Here is a 16,331-nt window from a genome sequence, read left to right on the forward strand (position 1 = left end):
GCCTCCCGGCAGGAGACGGCAATAAGTGTCGTCTCCTGCCCCCTAAATTTTCATTCCCCAAATTATTCACGTCCCGGTGACGCTTCAAAAAAATGTCGCCGCTTTGAACGGCAGGCAGGAGGACCCAATGGCTCAAACAGAGGCTGAAACTGACGGCAAAACGGCCGAGCAGATACAAGAAGCAATTCAGGACGAACGCGTCCAGGAAATGTCTCCGTTCCGAAAAGCTCTGATCCGGCCTGAACTGGGCGCTATTTGCGGCGCGATCCTGGTTTTCGTGTTTTTCCTGAGCATTGCTGGCGACAGCGGCATGTTCGCTCCCGAAGGCATCATCAACTGGGGCACCGTGTCTGCCCAGTTCGCGATCATCGCAGTGGGAGCTTGCCTTCTGATGATTGCCGGTGAATTCGACCTCTCCGTCGGATCCATGATCGGCTTTTCCGGCATCATCATTGCGCTTTTGACAGTTCATCTGGGACTGCCAACCTGGTTCGCGATCCTCGTTGCCTTTGCTCTTGCGCTCGCCATTGGGGCCTTGAATGGCTACCTCGTCATCAAGACCGGCCTGCCGTCCTTCATCGTGACCCTTGCGTTCCTCTACATCCTGCGCGGCGCAACGATTTTCATCTCAATCACCACCACACGCAAAACCATTATTGGCGGAGTCCGTGAGGCTGCAGAAGGCGATCCCATCGCCTGGCTGTTTGGTGGCAAGGTCTTCTCTGGACTCTTCGTCTGGCTGGCAGACCTTGGTGTTGTTGGAAAATTTGTAGCCGGCCCGAAAGCAGGCTTGCCCGTTGTCGAGGGCATCCCAATGCTCATGATCTGGGCGGTTGCCCTGATTGTCTTTGGCCATTTCCTGCTGACCAGAACCAAATTTGGCAATTGGATCTTTGCCTCTGGCGGCGACGCTCAAGCTGCCCGATACGTCGGTGTGCCCGTCAACCGGGTAAAAATCCTGATGTTCATGCTATCGGCCTTCTGCGCCACAGTCTTTGCCACCTGTCAGGTGATGGAATTTGGCTCAGCGGCAGCCGATCGCGGAATGCTAAAGGAATTTGAAGCAATTATCTCGGTGGTTATCGGCGGCGCACTGCTGACTGGTGGTTATGGCTCTGTTCTTGGAGCAGCCCTTGGAGCGCTGATTTTTGGTGTGGTCCAACAAGGTCTGTTCTTTGCAGGGGTGGAAAGCTCGCTGTTCCGGGTCTTCCTTGGCGTCATTTTGCTGCTGGCCGTCATTCTCAACACTTACATCCGCCGTATGATCACGGGAGAACGCTGATATGACTGCTCCCCTTATCGAACTGGTCGACATCAAGAAACATTTCGGCCCTGTCATCGCCCTGAACGGCGTCTCTGTCTCCGTAAACCCTGGCGAGTGTCACTGCTTGCTGGGTGACAATGGAGCCGGAAAATCGACCTTCATCAAGACCATGTCTGGTGTTCACAAGCCAACCCACGGCCAGATCAAGGTCGACGGCCAGGCTGTTGATTTTGCCAATCCGCGGGATGCAATGGCAGCCGGCATTGCCACAGTCTATCAGGATCTTGCCATGATCCCGCTGATGTCTGTGACCCGCAATTTCTGGATGGGCCGTGAACCGGAACGCTCTGTCGGTCCGTTCAAATGGTTCGACTTCAAGGAAGCCAACAAGGTGACCTTGGAAGAAATGGCGAAAATGGGCATTCATCTGCGCTCGCCCGATCAGGCTGTTGGAACACTTTCTGGCGGCGAACGACAGACCGTTGCGATTGCGCGCGCTGTCTACTTTGGTGCAAAAGTCCTGATCCTGGATGAGCCAACCTCGGCGTTGGGTGTCCGTCAGACGTCCAACGTTCTGGCAACCATCGACAAGGTGCGCAAGAAGGGCATAGGTGTGATTTTCATCACTCATAATGTGCGCCATGCCATGGCCGTTGGGGATCGTTTTACGGTGCTTAACCGCGGCAAAACACTTGGAACAGCCCTGCGCGGCGATATAAACCCTGAGGAATTGCAGGATCTGATGGCCGGTGGCCAGGAACTTGCGAAACTCGAAGGCTCACTTGGCGGTACCGTTTGATATGAAGCAGCTCGACGTCATAACCATTGGTCGGTCATCGGTCGATCTTTACGGCGCCCAGGTCGGCGGTCGACTTGAGGACATGGCGTCCTTCAACAAGTACATCGGCGGCTCGCCCACCAACATGGCAGCGGGAACAGCTCGGCTCGGACTGAAGTCCGGGCTGATCACCCGTGTCGGCGATGAACACATGGGCCGTTACATTCGCGAACAGCTTGTACGCGAAGGCGTGGATGTCGCAGGGGTCAAGACTGATCCTGAGCGACTGACCGCACTGGTGTTGCTCGGCATTCGCGATCAGGAACAGTTTCCGCTGATTTTCTACCGCGAAAACTGCGCAGACATGGCCCTGTGCGAAGACGATATCGATCAGGATTACATCGCATCTGCGGGCGCGGTGGTTGCGACCGGAACCCACCTGAGCAATCCACAAACCAAAGCAGCCGTTTTGAAGGCGCTCAATCTGGCGCGTGAGAACGGTGCGCGGACTGCACTTGATATTGATTATCGTCCAAACCTTTGGGGCCTGTCTGGTCACGGCGACGGCGAGAACCGCTTCATTGCCTCCAGCGAAGTCACAAGCAAACTGCAATCTACCTTGCATCTGTTTGATCTGATCGTTGGGACGGAAGAAGAGTTCCACATTGCCGGTGGCACGACCGACACCATCCAGGCGCTCAACAATGTCCGCAAAGTGTCTAAGGCGACATTGGTTTGCAAACGCGGACCGATGGGGGCAACTGCTTTTGAGAATGCCATTCCGTCCAGTCTGGATGATGGCGTTTCAGGGCCCGGTTTTCCAATTGAAGTGTTTAACGTTTTGGGCGCGGGTGACGGGTTCATGTCCGGTCTTCTTAAAGGCTGGCTAACCGATTGCGATTGGGTCACCAGCTTGACTTATGCCAACGCCTGCGGTGCCTTTGCTGTCTCTCGTCACGGCTGCACACCGGCCTATCCGAGCTGGGAAGAGCTACAGTTCTTCCTAAAGCGCGGCGTGAAGGAAGGGGCGCTTCGCAAAGATCCGGAGCTGGAACAAATCCATTGGTCCACAACCCGGCATCTAACCCATGGCGGCGACTGGTCTTCCATGCGGGTCTTTGCTTTTGACCATCGCATTCAGCTTGAAGCCATCGCCGATGAGGTCAATGCACCGCATGAGAAAATAAGTGAGTTCAAGAACCTATGCATCGATGCAGCTGTCGGCGTAGCAGGAGATCAATCCGGCTACGGCATTTTGTGCGACAGCCGCTTGGGCCGAGACGCTCTCTATAAGGCCGCAGGAACCGGCCTGTGGATTGGACATCCGGTTGAATGGCCGGCCTCCCATCCGCTGGAACTTGAGCCTGAAATCGGACCTGACTTTGGCGGTCTGGCTGAATGGCCAACAGAGCATGTGGTCAAGGTACTTTGCTTCTATCATCCTGATGATCCAGAGGCGATGAAAGCGCAAGAAGAAGACGTGCTGAAACGTTTGTTCGCCGCCTGCCGTCGCAATCGCCTCGAAATGCTGCTGGAGATCATTCCATCCAAATCCGGCCCGGTTGACGATGATACGACTGCCACCGTAATTCAGCGGATGTATGACATCGGCCTCTATCCGGATTGGTGGAAGCTGGAGCCTATGACTTCAGGTGCTGCCTGGGCAAAGTCTTGCGATGCCATTTCGCGCAATGATCCGCACACTCGCGGGATCGTCGTGTTGGGCCTTGATGCGCCTGAAGCCGAGCTGGCGGCAAGCTTTGCAGAAGCTGCGCAATTTGATCTCGTCAAGGGCTTTGCCGTCGGCAGAACAATCTTCGCAGACGCGGCCCGCAAATGGCTTGCAGGAGACATCTCAAGCGATGATGCTGTTGCCGATATGAGTGCCAAGTTTGAACGGCTCTGTCAGACTTGGGACGACGCCCGGCTGAGACGACATAATCAACTTTAAAGCAAGTTCAGTCATTTTAGATAGATTAGGCCATTACCAGTTCAAACTGGTAATGGCCTGGACTTCCAAGGACCCTCGCAATGAGCACCCTTCGCCTGACCGCCGCGCAAGCTCTCGTGCGCTATATCAGCGTCCAGTTAAACGAGGATGGGCAGCCGTTCATTCCCGGCTGCTGGGCCATCTTCGGCCACGGCAATGTGGCAGGTCTCGGCGAAGCCCTGGCCGCCGCTGGCGACAGCTTTCCGACATGGCGCGGACATAATGAGCAGGGCATGGCTCATGCGGCAATTGCTTTTGCCAAGGCGAAGAACCGTAAACAGGCGATGGCCGTCACCACGTCGATTGGACCAGGTGCCACCAACCTTGTGACCGCTGCTGCCCTTGCACATGTCAACCGCTTGCCTGTGCTGTTCATTCCCGGTGATGTCTTTGCCAATCGGGCTCCGGATCCTGTGTTGCAGCAGATCGAGGATTTCGACGACGGCACAGTGTCAGCCAATGATTGTTTCCGGCCTGTGAGCCGTTATTTCGACCGGATCACCCGGCCAGAACAACTGCTCACCGCCCTGCCCCGCGCCTTTGCGACCTTGACCGATCCTGAGCGCTGCGGTCCTGCGACGCTTGCTTTCTGTCAAGATGTGCAGGCCGAAGCTTACGACTATCCGGCCAGCTTCTTTGAGCCTAAAACCTGGCACCGTCGTCGTCCGCGCCCGGATGACCTTGAGCTTCAGTCCGCCTTGAAGGCGATACGCAGCGCTGAAAGGCCATTGATCATCGCCGGAGGCGGCGTTCTGTATTCAGAGGCCTGCGACGCCTTGAAGGTCTTTGCCGAAACCCACGGCATTCCAGTTGCAGAGACCCAGGCTGGTAAATCTGCCATGGCCTGGGATCACCCTCTCAATCTGGGTTCCATCGGCGTAACAGGGTCTTCGGCAGCAAATGCCGTCGCTGAGAGCGCTGACCTGGTAATCGGAGTAGGCACGCGGTTTCAGGATTTCACCACCGGCTCTTGGGCGCTGTTCAAGAACCCGGACCGGAAAATTCTGGCCATCAACATCGCCGCCTACGACAGCGCAAAACACGCAGCAGTGCCGCTTGTCGCCGATGCCAGAGTGGCCTTGGAGAGCCTCACCGAAAAGCTCAAAGGCCATAAAGTCGCTAAGCCACCTGCCGAACTGAAGTCAGACTGGCTGAAAGCCGTCGATGCTGTCACAAGTCTTCCTGCTGAACACCCAGACGGCAATGCCTTGCCAACAGATGCACAAGTGATCGGCGCGGTTCAGCGCTCTACCAGTGAAAACACAATTGTTCTGTGTGCCGCTGGCGGATTGCCGGGCGAACTCCACAAGCTCTGGAAGACGTCCCGGCCCAACGGTTATCACATGGAATATGGCTATTCCTGCATGGGCTATGAGATTGCCGGAGGCCTTGGTGCCAAGATGGCCCATCCGGACCGGGACGTGGTCGTTATGGTCGGCGATGGCTCCTACATGATGATGAACTCCGAACTGGCGACATCTGTCATGCTCGGCCACAAGATCATTGTCGTGCTGCTCGACAATCGCGGCTATGGCTGCATCAACCGGCTGCAAATGGCGACCGGCAGCAAGAGTTTCAACAACCTGCTTGATACGGCGCGCCATGAGGTTCCCAGTAACATTGACTTTACCGCTCACGCCGGGTCGATGGGTGCGATCTCCGAGAAAGTCGCAAACCTCCAAGACCTTGAAAAAGCCATGCACCGTGCGCGGGTATCGGATCGTTCCCATGTGATAGTGATTGACACAGATCCCCTGCCCTCAACGGATGCTGGCGGACATTGGTGGGACGTTGCCGTTCCGGAAGTTTCCGAGCGCGCCGAAGTTGCCAAAGCACGTAAAAATTACCAGGCAGCGCTCGTGCATCAACGCCTGGTCGACTGAAGTCTCTTGAAAGCTAAAACCATGATCAAATATGGAACCAACCCCATCGCCTGGTCCAATGATGATGACCAGACCCTCGGCGCAGATATTCCCTTGGAGACTTGCCTGCGCGAGACCGGCGAGATCGGCTTTGACGGCATTGAAAAAGGCCACAAGTTCCCGCTTGAGCCCGACGCACTGAAAGCCGTACTTGACCCGCATGGTCTGGCCTTTGTCTCTGGCTGGCATTCACTGAACCTGCTGGTCCATTCCGTTGAGCAGGAAAAGCAAGCAATCCAGCCACATCTGGATCTGCTCAAGGCGATGGGCTGCAAGGTCTGCATTGTCTGCGAAACGTCCAATGCCATTCATGGCGCCGATGATATCGCGGTGAACAAGAAGCCGCACCTGAGCGACGGCGAATGGGCAGCTTTCGGGTCCAAGGTTGAGATAATTGCAGCCTATTGTGCGGATCAGGGCATCACGCTAGTCTACCATCACCACATGGGTACGATCGTGGAGAGCGAAGCCGAGATTGATCGTTTCATGGAAGCCACTGGCCCGGCAACCAAGCTCCTGCTCGACACTGGTCACACCTATTTTGGAGGTGGCGATCCGGAAGCCGTGGCGCATCGCTATATGAAGAGGGTCGCACATATACACGCCAAGAACGTCCGCCCGGACATCATGGCTGAAGTGCGCGAGCAAGGTCTGTCGTTCCTGGAAGGTGTCCGGCGCGGTGTCTTCACAGTGCCCGGTGATGAAGACGGCGGCGTTGCTTTCGAGCCTGTCCTCAAATGCGCCGCTGAGCATGGATACCAAGGCTGGCTGGTCATCGAGGCCGAGCAAGATCCTGCCGTGCGCAATCCATTCCAGTATCAATCCATGGGCCTGAAAGCCCTGAAATCCATGGCCCGTTCAACCGGGTTGGACACATCCGAAGGAACCGTGTGATGGCTGATCTTCTTGTCAAACCGAATGGAACCTCCGGCAAGGTGCATGACATTACGGCGGAGAGAGCCAACTGGGGTTATGTCGGGTTTGGGCTTTACCACCTCAGCGCCGGTGACAGCGCTGCAGAGCCGACTGGCGATCGGGAAGTCATTCTCGTGCTCGTCGAAGGCAAGGCCGAGATTTCAGCCGCCGAGCAGTCTTTTGGAGAGCTTGGCGACCGGATGAGCGTCTTTGAGCGCAAGAAGCCAGCCTGTGTATATATCCCCAACGACAGCAGCTGGTCCGCCAAGGCAACAACAGACTGCGTTCTGGCGGTTTGCACAGCTCCTGGCAAAGGTGGCCACACCGCGAAGGTCATCGCCGACATTGGCTTTGAAGAGCGCGGAAAAGGCGCCAATACACGCTACATTCACCCTATCGCGATGGAAGACAAGGACGTGGCAGACAGCCTGCTGGTGACCGAAGTCTTCACGCCAGCTGGAAATTGGTCGTCCTATCCGCCGCATCGGCACGATGAAGACAATTATCCGCACATGACCTATCTGGAAGAGACCTACTATCACCGGCTCAACCCAAAGCAGGGCTTTGGTTTCCAACGCGTATTCACCGACGATGGTGAGCTGGATGAAACCATGGCTGTTTCTGACGGCGATGTGGTGTTAGTGCCCAAAGGCCACCACCCATGCGGTGCGCCTCATGGCTATGAGATGTATTATCTCAACGTGATGGCAGGTCCATTGCGCAAATGGCGTTTCCAGAACCATCCGGACCACGACTGGATCGCCAAACGCGACGCAGGCTAGAAAAAGACATACCCTCAGGCACCTGAAGCTTCAGATCCCTGAGGGTATTATTATAGTATACATTCGCTTCTAGAGTTTTTCTAACCCATCACATGAGCTTTTAGATGCTCAAAAATCTACGCGCTCCGGACCCTTAGTGCATCAGTCTCAACCGTTGAAACTTCGCCCGTCGCTGTTAAGCAGACTTTGAACAGCGTTTCTGCCTGTTCCCGATTGTACCGCCCCAGGGCAACGTCTTCGGCGACCTTGTCGGGATCGCGATCTTCCGGGTTACCATAGCCGCCACCGCCCGGCGTTCCAACGCGAACCCTGTCGCCACTCTTCAACGGGATATCCTGTGCCTTGGACAGATGTTCCGGCACGCTCGCCACGCCATCCTGGTAGACAATCACGGAATTGGGCATGCCGTCCTGTCCGCCGAGCGCGCCCTGCGGGCCAAAACGACCGTGATCCATGACAAAACTGGCCGTCGCATTGCCGCGCAGCAGCTCGATTTCGTAATCCAGCCCGAACCCGCCGCGCTGCTTGCCCGCGCCGCCAGAGCCTTCACGCAACGCATAACGGTGATAGAGAACCGGGAACTGCTGTTCCATGATTTCAACGGGCGGTGCCTTGGAAATTCCGATGGTCGAACAGCCGTTGGCCAGCCCATCATGATCGCTGTTGCCACCATATCCACCAGCAGAAATCTGATACATGACATAGTTGCGGTCCCGCTCAGGATCGTGTCCACCAAGGGCAAAGTTGCCGGAGCTTCCGGCTGGAGCTGCAGTCACCCTATCCGGCAAGGCTTCAACAAGCGCTGCAAACACCGCCTCGGCAATCCGCTGGCTGACTTCCGCCGCACATCCGGACACAGGGCGCGGATAGTGGGCATCCAGAAACGTGCCTTCCGGCGTTTTCACATGCAACGGCTCGAACGCCCCTGCGCTGATTGGCACATCGGGGAAAATATGGCGCATGGCCAGATAAACAGACGACAGGGTTGTCGCCAGTACGGAATTCATTGGGCCAATGCAGGGCTTGGAGGAGCCGGTGAAGTCGAAATCTAACACGCCGTCTTTCGCGGTCACCGCCAGACGGATTTCAAGCGGTTCATCGACGACGCCGTCGCTGTCGACATAGGCAACTGAGTTGTAAGTGCCTTCGGGAATCAATGCGATATTGGCGCGCATCTGCTCGCTGGCACGACGGCGCAGCTCCGCAATGGATTCGCTCACCACATCATCCCCGTAGCGATCAAGGATCCGGTTGAGACGTTCCTGGCCGACCAGCAAGGCCGCTGCCTGTGCCTTCACATCGCCAATCCGCTGTTCCGATACGCGAATGTTGGAGCAGATGATCGAATAGATCTCCGTATCGAGCTTGCCTTCCTTGAACAGACGTACCGGCGGCAGACGCAGGCCTTCTTGTTCCACCGAAGTTGCCGAGGCTGAAAAACCACCTGGAACTGCACCGCCCGTGTCCGGCCAATGGCCGGTGTTGGACAGCCAGCAATAAATCTCGCCATTTCGGTAAAATGGCATGGCAAAGCGCACGTCCATTAGATGGGTGCCGCCAAGGTATGGATCGTTGACGATATAAATATCGCCTGGCTTGGGAGCCGCCACGGAGCCTGCCGCAATCATCTCGATCAAGGTGCGCGTTGAATATTGCATGGTGCCGACGAACACCGGCAAGCCGCCCGCACCCTGGGCTATCAAGGAGCCGTCTTGCGCCGAATAAATACCATCGGACCGGTCGTTGGCTTCGGCAATCACCGGAGAAAAAGCCGCTCTGGAAAAGCTCAGGTCCATTTCATCACAGACTTGCTGCAGGCCGGACTGAATGACGCTGAGGGTGATTGGGTCGATGCTCATGCGCCTGCTCCCTGCGGGGCCGTTCCAAGGGTGATGATGATATTGCCGTCAGCGTCTTGTATTACTGTGTCACCGGGCTCAATCACGATGGTGGTGTCCATCTGCTCGACGATGGCCGGGCCTTCCAGCGTTGCCTCCAGCGGCAGGTGGTCGCGCCAATAAATCGGCGTTTCCGTCCAGCCATAGAACCAGACCTTGCGGTGGCCCGTGATAGCCTCCTTAAGCGAGGTCTTGCGTCCAGCGGGGTCTATCAACATCGACAGGTCGATATCCTGACGGCGGCCAATCACCGATGTATTGACGTTGACCAGACTTGCCTTGATCTCCGGCAGTTCAACATGGAAGCGATGGAAATAGGCTTCCTCAAACAGTGTCTGCAGGTCTTCGCGTGTCGGGCGCGGATGGTCCAGAGGCACCCGAAGCACATGGGTTTGCCCGATGAACTGCATGTCGACCGAGCGGATTTCCTTGATCTCCTCGATGGGAACGGTTTCTTTCGCAATCAGGCTTCTGCCGTCGTGTGACTGCTGATCGAACAGCGCGTGAACCGCATCGATATCGACGGCATCCAGAGGCCGGTTGACCGTGTTGACGAAATCATGGCGGAGATCCGCAACCACGCAGCCAAGCGCATTTGTGATACCTGGCCTTGAGGGCACCAGTACACGGGGAACGCCGAGTTCCCGTGCAATCGCAGTCGCATGCAACGGACCAGCGCCGCCAAACGCAAACAGGGCGAAATCCCGGGGGTCCTCGCCAAGACTGACAGAGACCATGCGCACCGCATCGGCCATACGCGCATTGGCAATGCGAAGAACAGCCGCCGCCGCTTCATTGGCAGTAACGCTCAGCGGTGAGCCCAGCTTTTCAGCAAAGATGGCTTCAATGTCGGCAAGCGAGATTTTATTGGCGACAGAATTCAACTTGTCCGGGTTCATTCGCCCAAGCAGCAGATTTGCATCTGAAATTGTCGGCTGTGTTCCACCCCGGCCATAACAGATCGGTCCAGGAGCAGATCCCGCGCTATCAGGCCCGACCTGCAAAAGTCCGGCATCTGTCAAACGGGCAATCGAACCACCGCCTGCACCGACTGTACGCACATCGACCATGGGCACATGGATCGGCATGGCGTATTCGATCTCGATTTCATTGGAGACCGCAGGCTCCGCCCCCCGGATCAGTGCCACATCCGTAGACGTGCCACCCATGTCATAAGTCAGCAAATTCGGAATATTGGCGCGCCTTCCCGTATAGGCCGCCGCCATCACGCCGGAGGCCGGACCGGACATCACCGTCTTGGCAGCTTCCGTAGCGACCCGGCGAGCAGACACCATGCCGCCATTGCCATTCATCACCAGCACGTCGTGGCGATAGCCTTCACCGGCCAACTGATCGGCCAGGCGCTCCACATAACGGCGCAGCAACGGCTGAACCGAGGCATTGATCGCCGCCGTGACACCGCGCTCAAATTCACGGCTTTCCGACAGGAGCGCATGGCCAAGGGTGATGTTCTCATTCGGCCACATCTCGGCAGCGATCTCGCCAGCGCGCAGCTCATGGGCCGGATTGGCATAGGAATGCAGGAAGTGGATCACCAGCGCTTCGCAGTCGGCATCAATCAATGTCTGCAGAGATTGACGCAAGGATTTTTCATCCAGCGGCACAAGTTCGTCGCCAAGGGCATTGAAACGCTCTGGTACTTCCAGGCGCAGATCGCGTGGAATGACCGGCTTGAACTCGCCCTTCATGCCATAGGGCTGAGGCCGGGTGCGGCGTCCAAGCTCCAGCACATCTCGAAAGCCCTGCGTCGTGATCAGGCCGGTCTTGCACAGGTTCCGTTCAAGAACCGCATTGGTGGTGGTTGTTGTGCCATGAACGATCAAGTCTACCGCAGAAAGATCCGCCTCGGCTGCATGCAGCGCATTCAGAACACCGAACGCCTGATTTTCAAGTGTCGTGGGCGTCTTGGCGAGGCGCACCTTTCGAGCGCCTGCATCAAACAACACCAGATCTGTGAAGGTCCCGCCGACATCAACGCCTGCAACCAGACTGTCGGCTGCTGGGGCATCGCCCTGAACAGTTGGGCCGGATTTTAGAGCACTCATTGAAATTAAGTCTCGCTGTTTTTATAGCTGTTTTGCGAAGAATTGCAGGCCCGGTTGCCGTTAAACCGGCGCACCCACGACCTTTGGATGTTAGGCATCAAGCCCCCGGATCGCGGCACGCACCTTGTCCGGCGTTGCGGGCATGTCGGTCACCCGTGCGCCCGTTGCATGTTTGATGGCATTGAGGATCGCCGGAGCCGTCGGGATCAGACAATGTTCGCCCAGTCCCTTGGCCCCATAGGGCCCGTGCGCATCGCCGCTTTCGATGATGATCGTCTCGATGGGCGGCACATCGCCGATGGTCGGGATCAGATAATCATGCAGGTTTTCTGTCCGGCCGGGTAGAAACTGCTCCATCATGGCCAAACCGATACCCTGCGCCACGCCGCCATGCACCTGACCCTCGACCAGCAATGGGTTGATGGCCTTGCCCACGTCATGCGCTGCCGTGAACTTAATCAGTTTGACAGTACCAAGCGCCAGATCGACCTCCACCTCGACCATTTGGGCCGTCGTGCCGAAGACAGCGTAGGGGCTGCCCTGACCATTTTCATCCAGTGGCAGCGTCGGCGGATCATAACTTTCCTCCGCCTCAAGAACGTAATCGCCGCCTTTGAGCGTTGCGAGAGCAATCACTCGCTGGGCACCTTCTTCTGTCAGACGGATATCAGAGGCTGTGATCTCTATTTCAGCCTCTTCGGACACATTGCCGAGCCGCAGGATTTTGGCCCGCAACGCTTCCCCGCAGAGACGCGCCGCATTGCCGGTGATGAAAGTCTGGCGGCTGGCAGAGGTCTTGCCAGCGTCCGGGGTCAGATCCGTATCAGGTCCAACCAGCTCGATCCGGTCCATCGCAATGCCAAGCGCGGTCGCGAAGATCTGAGCGATGACTGTGTTGGAGCCCTGCCCGATGTCCACGGCCCCCTGATGCAGCATCACCTTACCGTCTTGGGTAATGCCTGCCTTGATCGTTGATGGATTGGACAGAGATGTGTTGCCGCAGCCATACCAGCCACCGGCAATGCCAACACCGCGTTTGCGCATCGAGTTTGAGGCATTGAATGAGGCAGCCTCTTCAAGCGCGCGCATCCAGTGTGGTTCCAGACTGTCGAAACACTCCACGATGCCCATCCCCGTGTCGAACACCTGGCCCGTAACCGTCGGATCCCCATTGGTCAGGGCGTTCTTGCGGCGGAATTCAAGACGGTCGATGCCAAGCGCATTGGCCAGATCATCATATAACGGTTCCTGCGCCAGCGCCGATTGCGGCACACCAAAGCCACGAAATGCACCAGATGGGGCGCAATTGGTGTGAACACCGACACTGCGCGCCACATAATTGGGGGTAAGATACGGCCCGGATGCATGGATTGGCACCCGGTTGGCGACGGTCGGCCCCCAACTGGCATAAGCGCCCGTGTTGAACACGCCGTCGAACACGACGCCAACGATTTTGCCTTCCGCATCAGCGCCAATCTTCATGGTAATTTCGGAGGGATGGCGTTTGGTGGTAGAGGCCAAAGATTCGGTGCGTGTGTAGGTCACCCGAACCGGCTTGTTGAGCATCCAGGCCGCCAGCGCCACATAAGGCTGGGTCGACAGATCCAGCTTGGAGCCGAACCCGCCGCCGGTTGCGGTCGGCATTATCCGGATTGCGGATTTCGGCAAGCCCATCAACCGGGCCAGACCGTCTCGGTTCATATAGGGGGCCTGGGTGCAGCAATGCACCTCGATACGATCTCCGACCCGGCGGGCGAATGCAGCTTCCGGCTCAATATAACCATGCTCGATGAAACCGGTCGAAAAAGACCCTTCTACGACAATCGCAGCCTTTTCCAGCGCCTGCTCCGGCTCACCTCGGCGAACCAGCCCCCGGCACATGATGTTATCTTGCCGGTCTGCATGCAGATCCTCGATCAAGGCTGCATCAGCTGGAACCAGCGCCTCCTTCAAGGGCGTCCACACCACCGGAAAGGTCTTCAGATCCAGAGCGTTGACAATGTCCGCGCTGCCAATGACCGCTGCAACCGCCTCACCTCGAAATTTCACATCGCTCTCGGCAAACATCGGCTGGTCTTCAAAGCCCGGAATAACACCGAAAATGTTATCGCCCGGAACATCCTTGGCCGTCAGGATCAGATCAAGGCCTTGGTCTTTACGAAAGCCTTCCAAATCTCCAAGAGAAAATGTGGCCCTGTGATGCGGAGAGCGGACAACGCGCAGGCAAAGTGCATCTTCAGGCGCGACATCGTCACCGAACAGCTCCCGACCTGTGACCTTGGCCAGACCATCAATCCGCGCCATAGGTGTGCCGACGCCGCCAGAATCTGGCATCTCACCTCGGCCTGCGTCCATCACCGCATCGATGATCTTGCGGTATCCGGTACAGCGACACAGCACGCCACCGAGCGCATCTTGCACTTCAGTTTCGTCAGGCTCATCGCTTTCGCGCAACAAAGCCACCGCAGAGACCATCATCCCCGGAGTACAAATCCCGCATTGCGCCGCCTGATGTTGCTGGAATGAAGCCACCAGAGATTGGGCGTGAGGGTCGGTTTTGACGAGACCGGACAAGGTTTCCACTCTGGCATCCTGCACCTGGCCCACAGCCGTGGTGCAGGCACAGACGGGCAGACCGTCAATCAGCACCGTGCAGGCACCACAATCACCGGCATTGCAGCCAACCTTGACGTCCCGGGTCCCGGCGCGTTCCCTGAGCGCACTCGACAGGCGTTCTGCTGGCGGTGCTTGCAAGGTGACCTGAGCGCCGTTCAAAGTGAAGGAGATAGCAGGAAAATCGTCTACGTCCAAAAGAGCCATTGTCATCCCTTCTCTCCCTTCACAGCATCCAGAATGGCCCGGCACACAAGCTCCCGTACCGCTTCCAGGCGATATTCGGCACTGCCGCGCACATCACTCAAAGGTGTCAGACCACCCAGTTCCGCAGGCCCGAGCCGTGACCGGATTGGATCGACTTCCGGCATGATGCCGATCAGCGAAGCTTCTACGTTCGGCAGGCGCCGCGCAACCGCCGAACATGCCCCGACGGACAGCCGGGCATCTGAAATCGCACCGTCTTGATCCAGAAGGATTGTGGCTGCGACCATGGCGATGGAAATCACCAGATACCGGCGTGCCCCGAGCTTCAAAAAGCTGGAGGATGCACCTTGGCAGTCAGGGACAAGAACCGCCGTAACAATCTCATCAGGCTTAAGGTCCGTCTTGCGGACACCCAACATAAAATCACTCAGATCCACCACACGAAGGCCATTTGGTCCGGCGATCTCAACCGATGCATTCAACGCCAGCAACGGGGGAACCCCATCCGCAGCAGGCGATGCATTGCAGATGTTGCCCGCAATTGTCCCGGCATTTTGAATTTGGACCGACCCGACTTCCCGCGCTGCCAGTTTCAACCCGTCAAACAACGGTGGCAGATCTGCGCGGGTGATGTCTCTCCATGTGGTCGTCGCACCAATGCGCCAACTGTCTTCTTCCCGGTGAATACCGCGAAGAGCCTCCACCTTTCGAAGGTCCAGGATCGTTCCGGTGGCTGGAGCATCCATCAGCGATGGATAAAAATCCGTACCGCCGGCAAGCAGTCTCCCGCCTCCGTTGGCCAGTACGAATAGAGCGTCGTCCAAAGTTTCAGGTCGGTGGAATTGCATCGGCGTCCTCAATGCATTTCGTTTGTATGCTAACGAAGTTGAAGCCAATTTTTGCAGCCTGTCAAGCAATCGATTTGGACAGGCTTGCATAAATTTACGCCATGGGCGGAAAATTGCCAGCAGCTGATATTTTTCATTTGTATACGAATGATTTTTCTGCCAGCGTAGAGCTATTCGAGATTTCATGAAGGAGACCATGATGTCGGAAACGACCATGATCGAACAGCTGATTTTGGGCGGGGAGCCCTCACCGTTTGACCTGCCCAAAGGCTGCTATGGTCTGACGGTTACGGAGGTTCAGCACTACACAGACAGCCTGTTCCGATTTCGCATCACGAGACCCAAAGAATTCCGGTTTCGGTCAGGCGAATTCGTCATGATTGGCCTTCCCAATACAGAAAAACCGGTGTTTCGCGCCTATTCGGTCGCAAGCCCTTCGTGGGATGAGGAACTGGAATTTTACTCAATCAAGGTACCCGACGGCCCCCTCACCGAGCATCTGCAAAAAATCCAGCCCGGCGACACAATACTGATGCGTAAGAAGTCGACCGGTACGTTGGTCAATGATGCACTGCTGCCTGGAAAACGGGTCTGGATGTTCTCCACAGGCACTGGTCTGGCTCCGTTTGCGAGCTTGATCCGCGATCCGGAAACCTATGAAAAATTTGAGACAATCGTTCTGGTACACGGTTGTCGCACGGCTGCGGAATTGAAATACGGTGAAGATCTTGTCGCATCGCTCCGGGATGACCCTCTGATCGGTGAAATGGTTGATGGCCATCTGTTTCATTACACCAGCGTGACCCGCGAAGACTTTCCCCGTCAGGGCCGAGTCACAGACCTGATTTCATCGGGAAAACTGTTTGACGATCTCGGTTTGCAGAGAATGGGACCAGAAGAAGACCGTGCAATGATCTGCGGGTCCATGGCCATGCTGCGCGACACAAAACAACTGTGCATCGAACACGGAATGACCGAGGGCGCAAACAACAAACCCGGTGAATTCGTCGTCGAACGGGCTTTTGTCGACTGAACATCAGTACGTTCA

11 protein-coding genes are annotated in these 16,331 nt (G+C 56.8%); 7 read left to right on the plus strand and 4 right to left on the minus strand.

The window, feature by feature from the left end; all coding sequences use genetic code 11:
- The first annotated feature begins 127 nt into the window (after positions 1-127).
- The 6 genes from V6575_RS16315 to iolB all read left to right on the plus strand — a co-directional run bounded on the left by V6575_RS16315 (position 128) and on the right by iolB (position 7,651).
- A complete protein-coding gene (locus V6575_RS16315) occupies positions 128-1,282 on the plus strand; it encodes an ABC transporter permease (protein WP_340275832.1) in 1,155 nt (384 codons plus the stop codon).
- 1 nt (position 1,283) lies between these two features.
- Positions 1,284-2,063, plus strand: a complete 780-nt coding sequence (locus V6575_RS16320) for an ATP-binding cassette domain-containing protein (protein WP_340275833.1) — start codon at positions 1,284-1,286, stop codon at positions 2,061-2,063.
- A 1-nt stretch (position 2,064) separates the two neighbouring features.
- Positions 2,065-3,993 (plus strand): bifunctional 5-dehydro-2-deoxygluconokinase/5-dehydro-2-deoxyphosphogluconate aldolase, encoded by a 1,929-nt coding sequence (locus tag V6575_RS16325; protein ID WP_340275956.1) that lies wholly within the window; start codon positions 2,065-2,067, stop codon positions 3,991-3,993.
- A gap of 80 nt (positions 3,994-4,073) precedes the next feature.
- A complete protein-coding gene (gene iolD / locus V6575_RS16330) occupies positions 4,074-5,915 on the plus strand; it encodes a 3D-(3,5/4)-trihydroxycyclohexane-1,2-dione acylhydrolase (decyclizing) (protein WP_340275835.1) in 1,842 nt (613 codons plus the stop codon).
- Positions 5,916-5,936: 21 nt separating this feature from the next.
- Positions 5,937-6,848, plus strand: coding sequence for a myo-inosose-2 dehydratase (gene iolE, locus V6575_RS16335; protein WP_340275836.1), 912 nt, complete (start codon positions 5,937-5,939; stop codon positions 6,846-6,848).
- Positions 6,848-7,651 carry a 5-deoxy-glucuronate isomerase gene (gene iolB, locus V6575_RS16340; protein WP_340275838.1) on the plus strand — a complete coding sequence of 268 codons (804 nt, stop codon included), beginning with the start codon at positions 6,848-6,850 and terminating at the stop codon, positions 7,649-7,651. Before iolE ends, iolB begins: the two co-directional genes overlap by 1 nt.
- A gap of 116 nt (positions 7,652-7,767) precedes the next feature.
- On the opposite strand, the gene V6575_RS16345 is transcribed toward iolB, so the two are convergent.
- The 4 genes from V6575_RS16345 to V6575_RS16360 all read right to left on the minus strand — a co-directional run bounded on the left by V6575_RS16345 (position 7,768) and on the right by V6575_RS16360 (position 15,283).
- Positions 7,768-9,510, minus strand: a complete 1,743-nt coding sequence (locus tag V6575_RS16345; protein WP_340275840.1) for a hydantoinase B/oxoprolinase family protein — start codon at positions 9,508-9,510, stop codon at positions 7,768-7,770.
- The gene (locus tag V6575_RS16350; RefSeq protein ID WP_340275842.1) at positions 9,507-11,615 is read right to left on the minus strand and encodes a hydantoinase/oxoprolinase family protein; all 2,109 of its coding nucleotides are present in this window, start codon (positions 11,613-11,615) and stop codon (positions 9,507-9,509) included. Before V6575_RS16350 ends, V6575_RS16345 begins: the two co-directional genes overlap by 4 nt.
- A gap of 90 nt (positions 11,616-11,705) precedes the next feature.
- Positions 11,706-14,441, minus strand: coding sequence for a molybdopterin-dependent oxidoreductase (locus V6575_RS16355; RefSeq protein WP_340275843.1), 2,736 nt, complete (start codon positions 14,439-14,441; stop codon positions 11,706-11,708).
- Positions 14,438-15,283 carry an FAD binding domain-containing protein gene (locus V6575_RS16360; protein WP_340275844.1) on the minus strand — a complete coding sequence of 282 codons (846 nt, stop codon included), beginning with the start codon at positions 15,281-15,283 and terminating at the stop codon, positions 14,438-14,440. The genes V6575_RS16355 and V6575_RS16360 overlap by 4 nt, the downstream gene beginning before the upstream one ends.
- A 199-nt stretch (positions 15,284-15,482) precedes the next feature.
- Here V6575_RS16360 and V6575_RS16365 point away from each other — a divergent pair, with 199 nt between their 5' ends.
- Complete coding sequence (locus tag V6575_RS16365) at positions 15,483-16,316, plus strand: ferredoxin--NADP reductase (RefSeq protein WP_340275845.1); 834 nt, start codon at positions 15,483-15,485, stop codon at positions 16,314-16,316.
- Positions 16,317-16,331 lie beyond the last annotated feature (15 nt).

Source organism: Roseibium algae, assembly GCF_037783265.1.
GTDB classification, from domain to species: domain Bacteria; phylum Pseudomonadota; class Alphaproteobacteria; order Rhizobiales; family Stappiaceae; genus Roseibium; species Roseibium algae.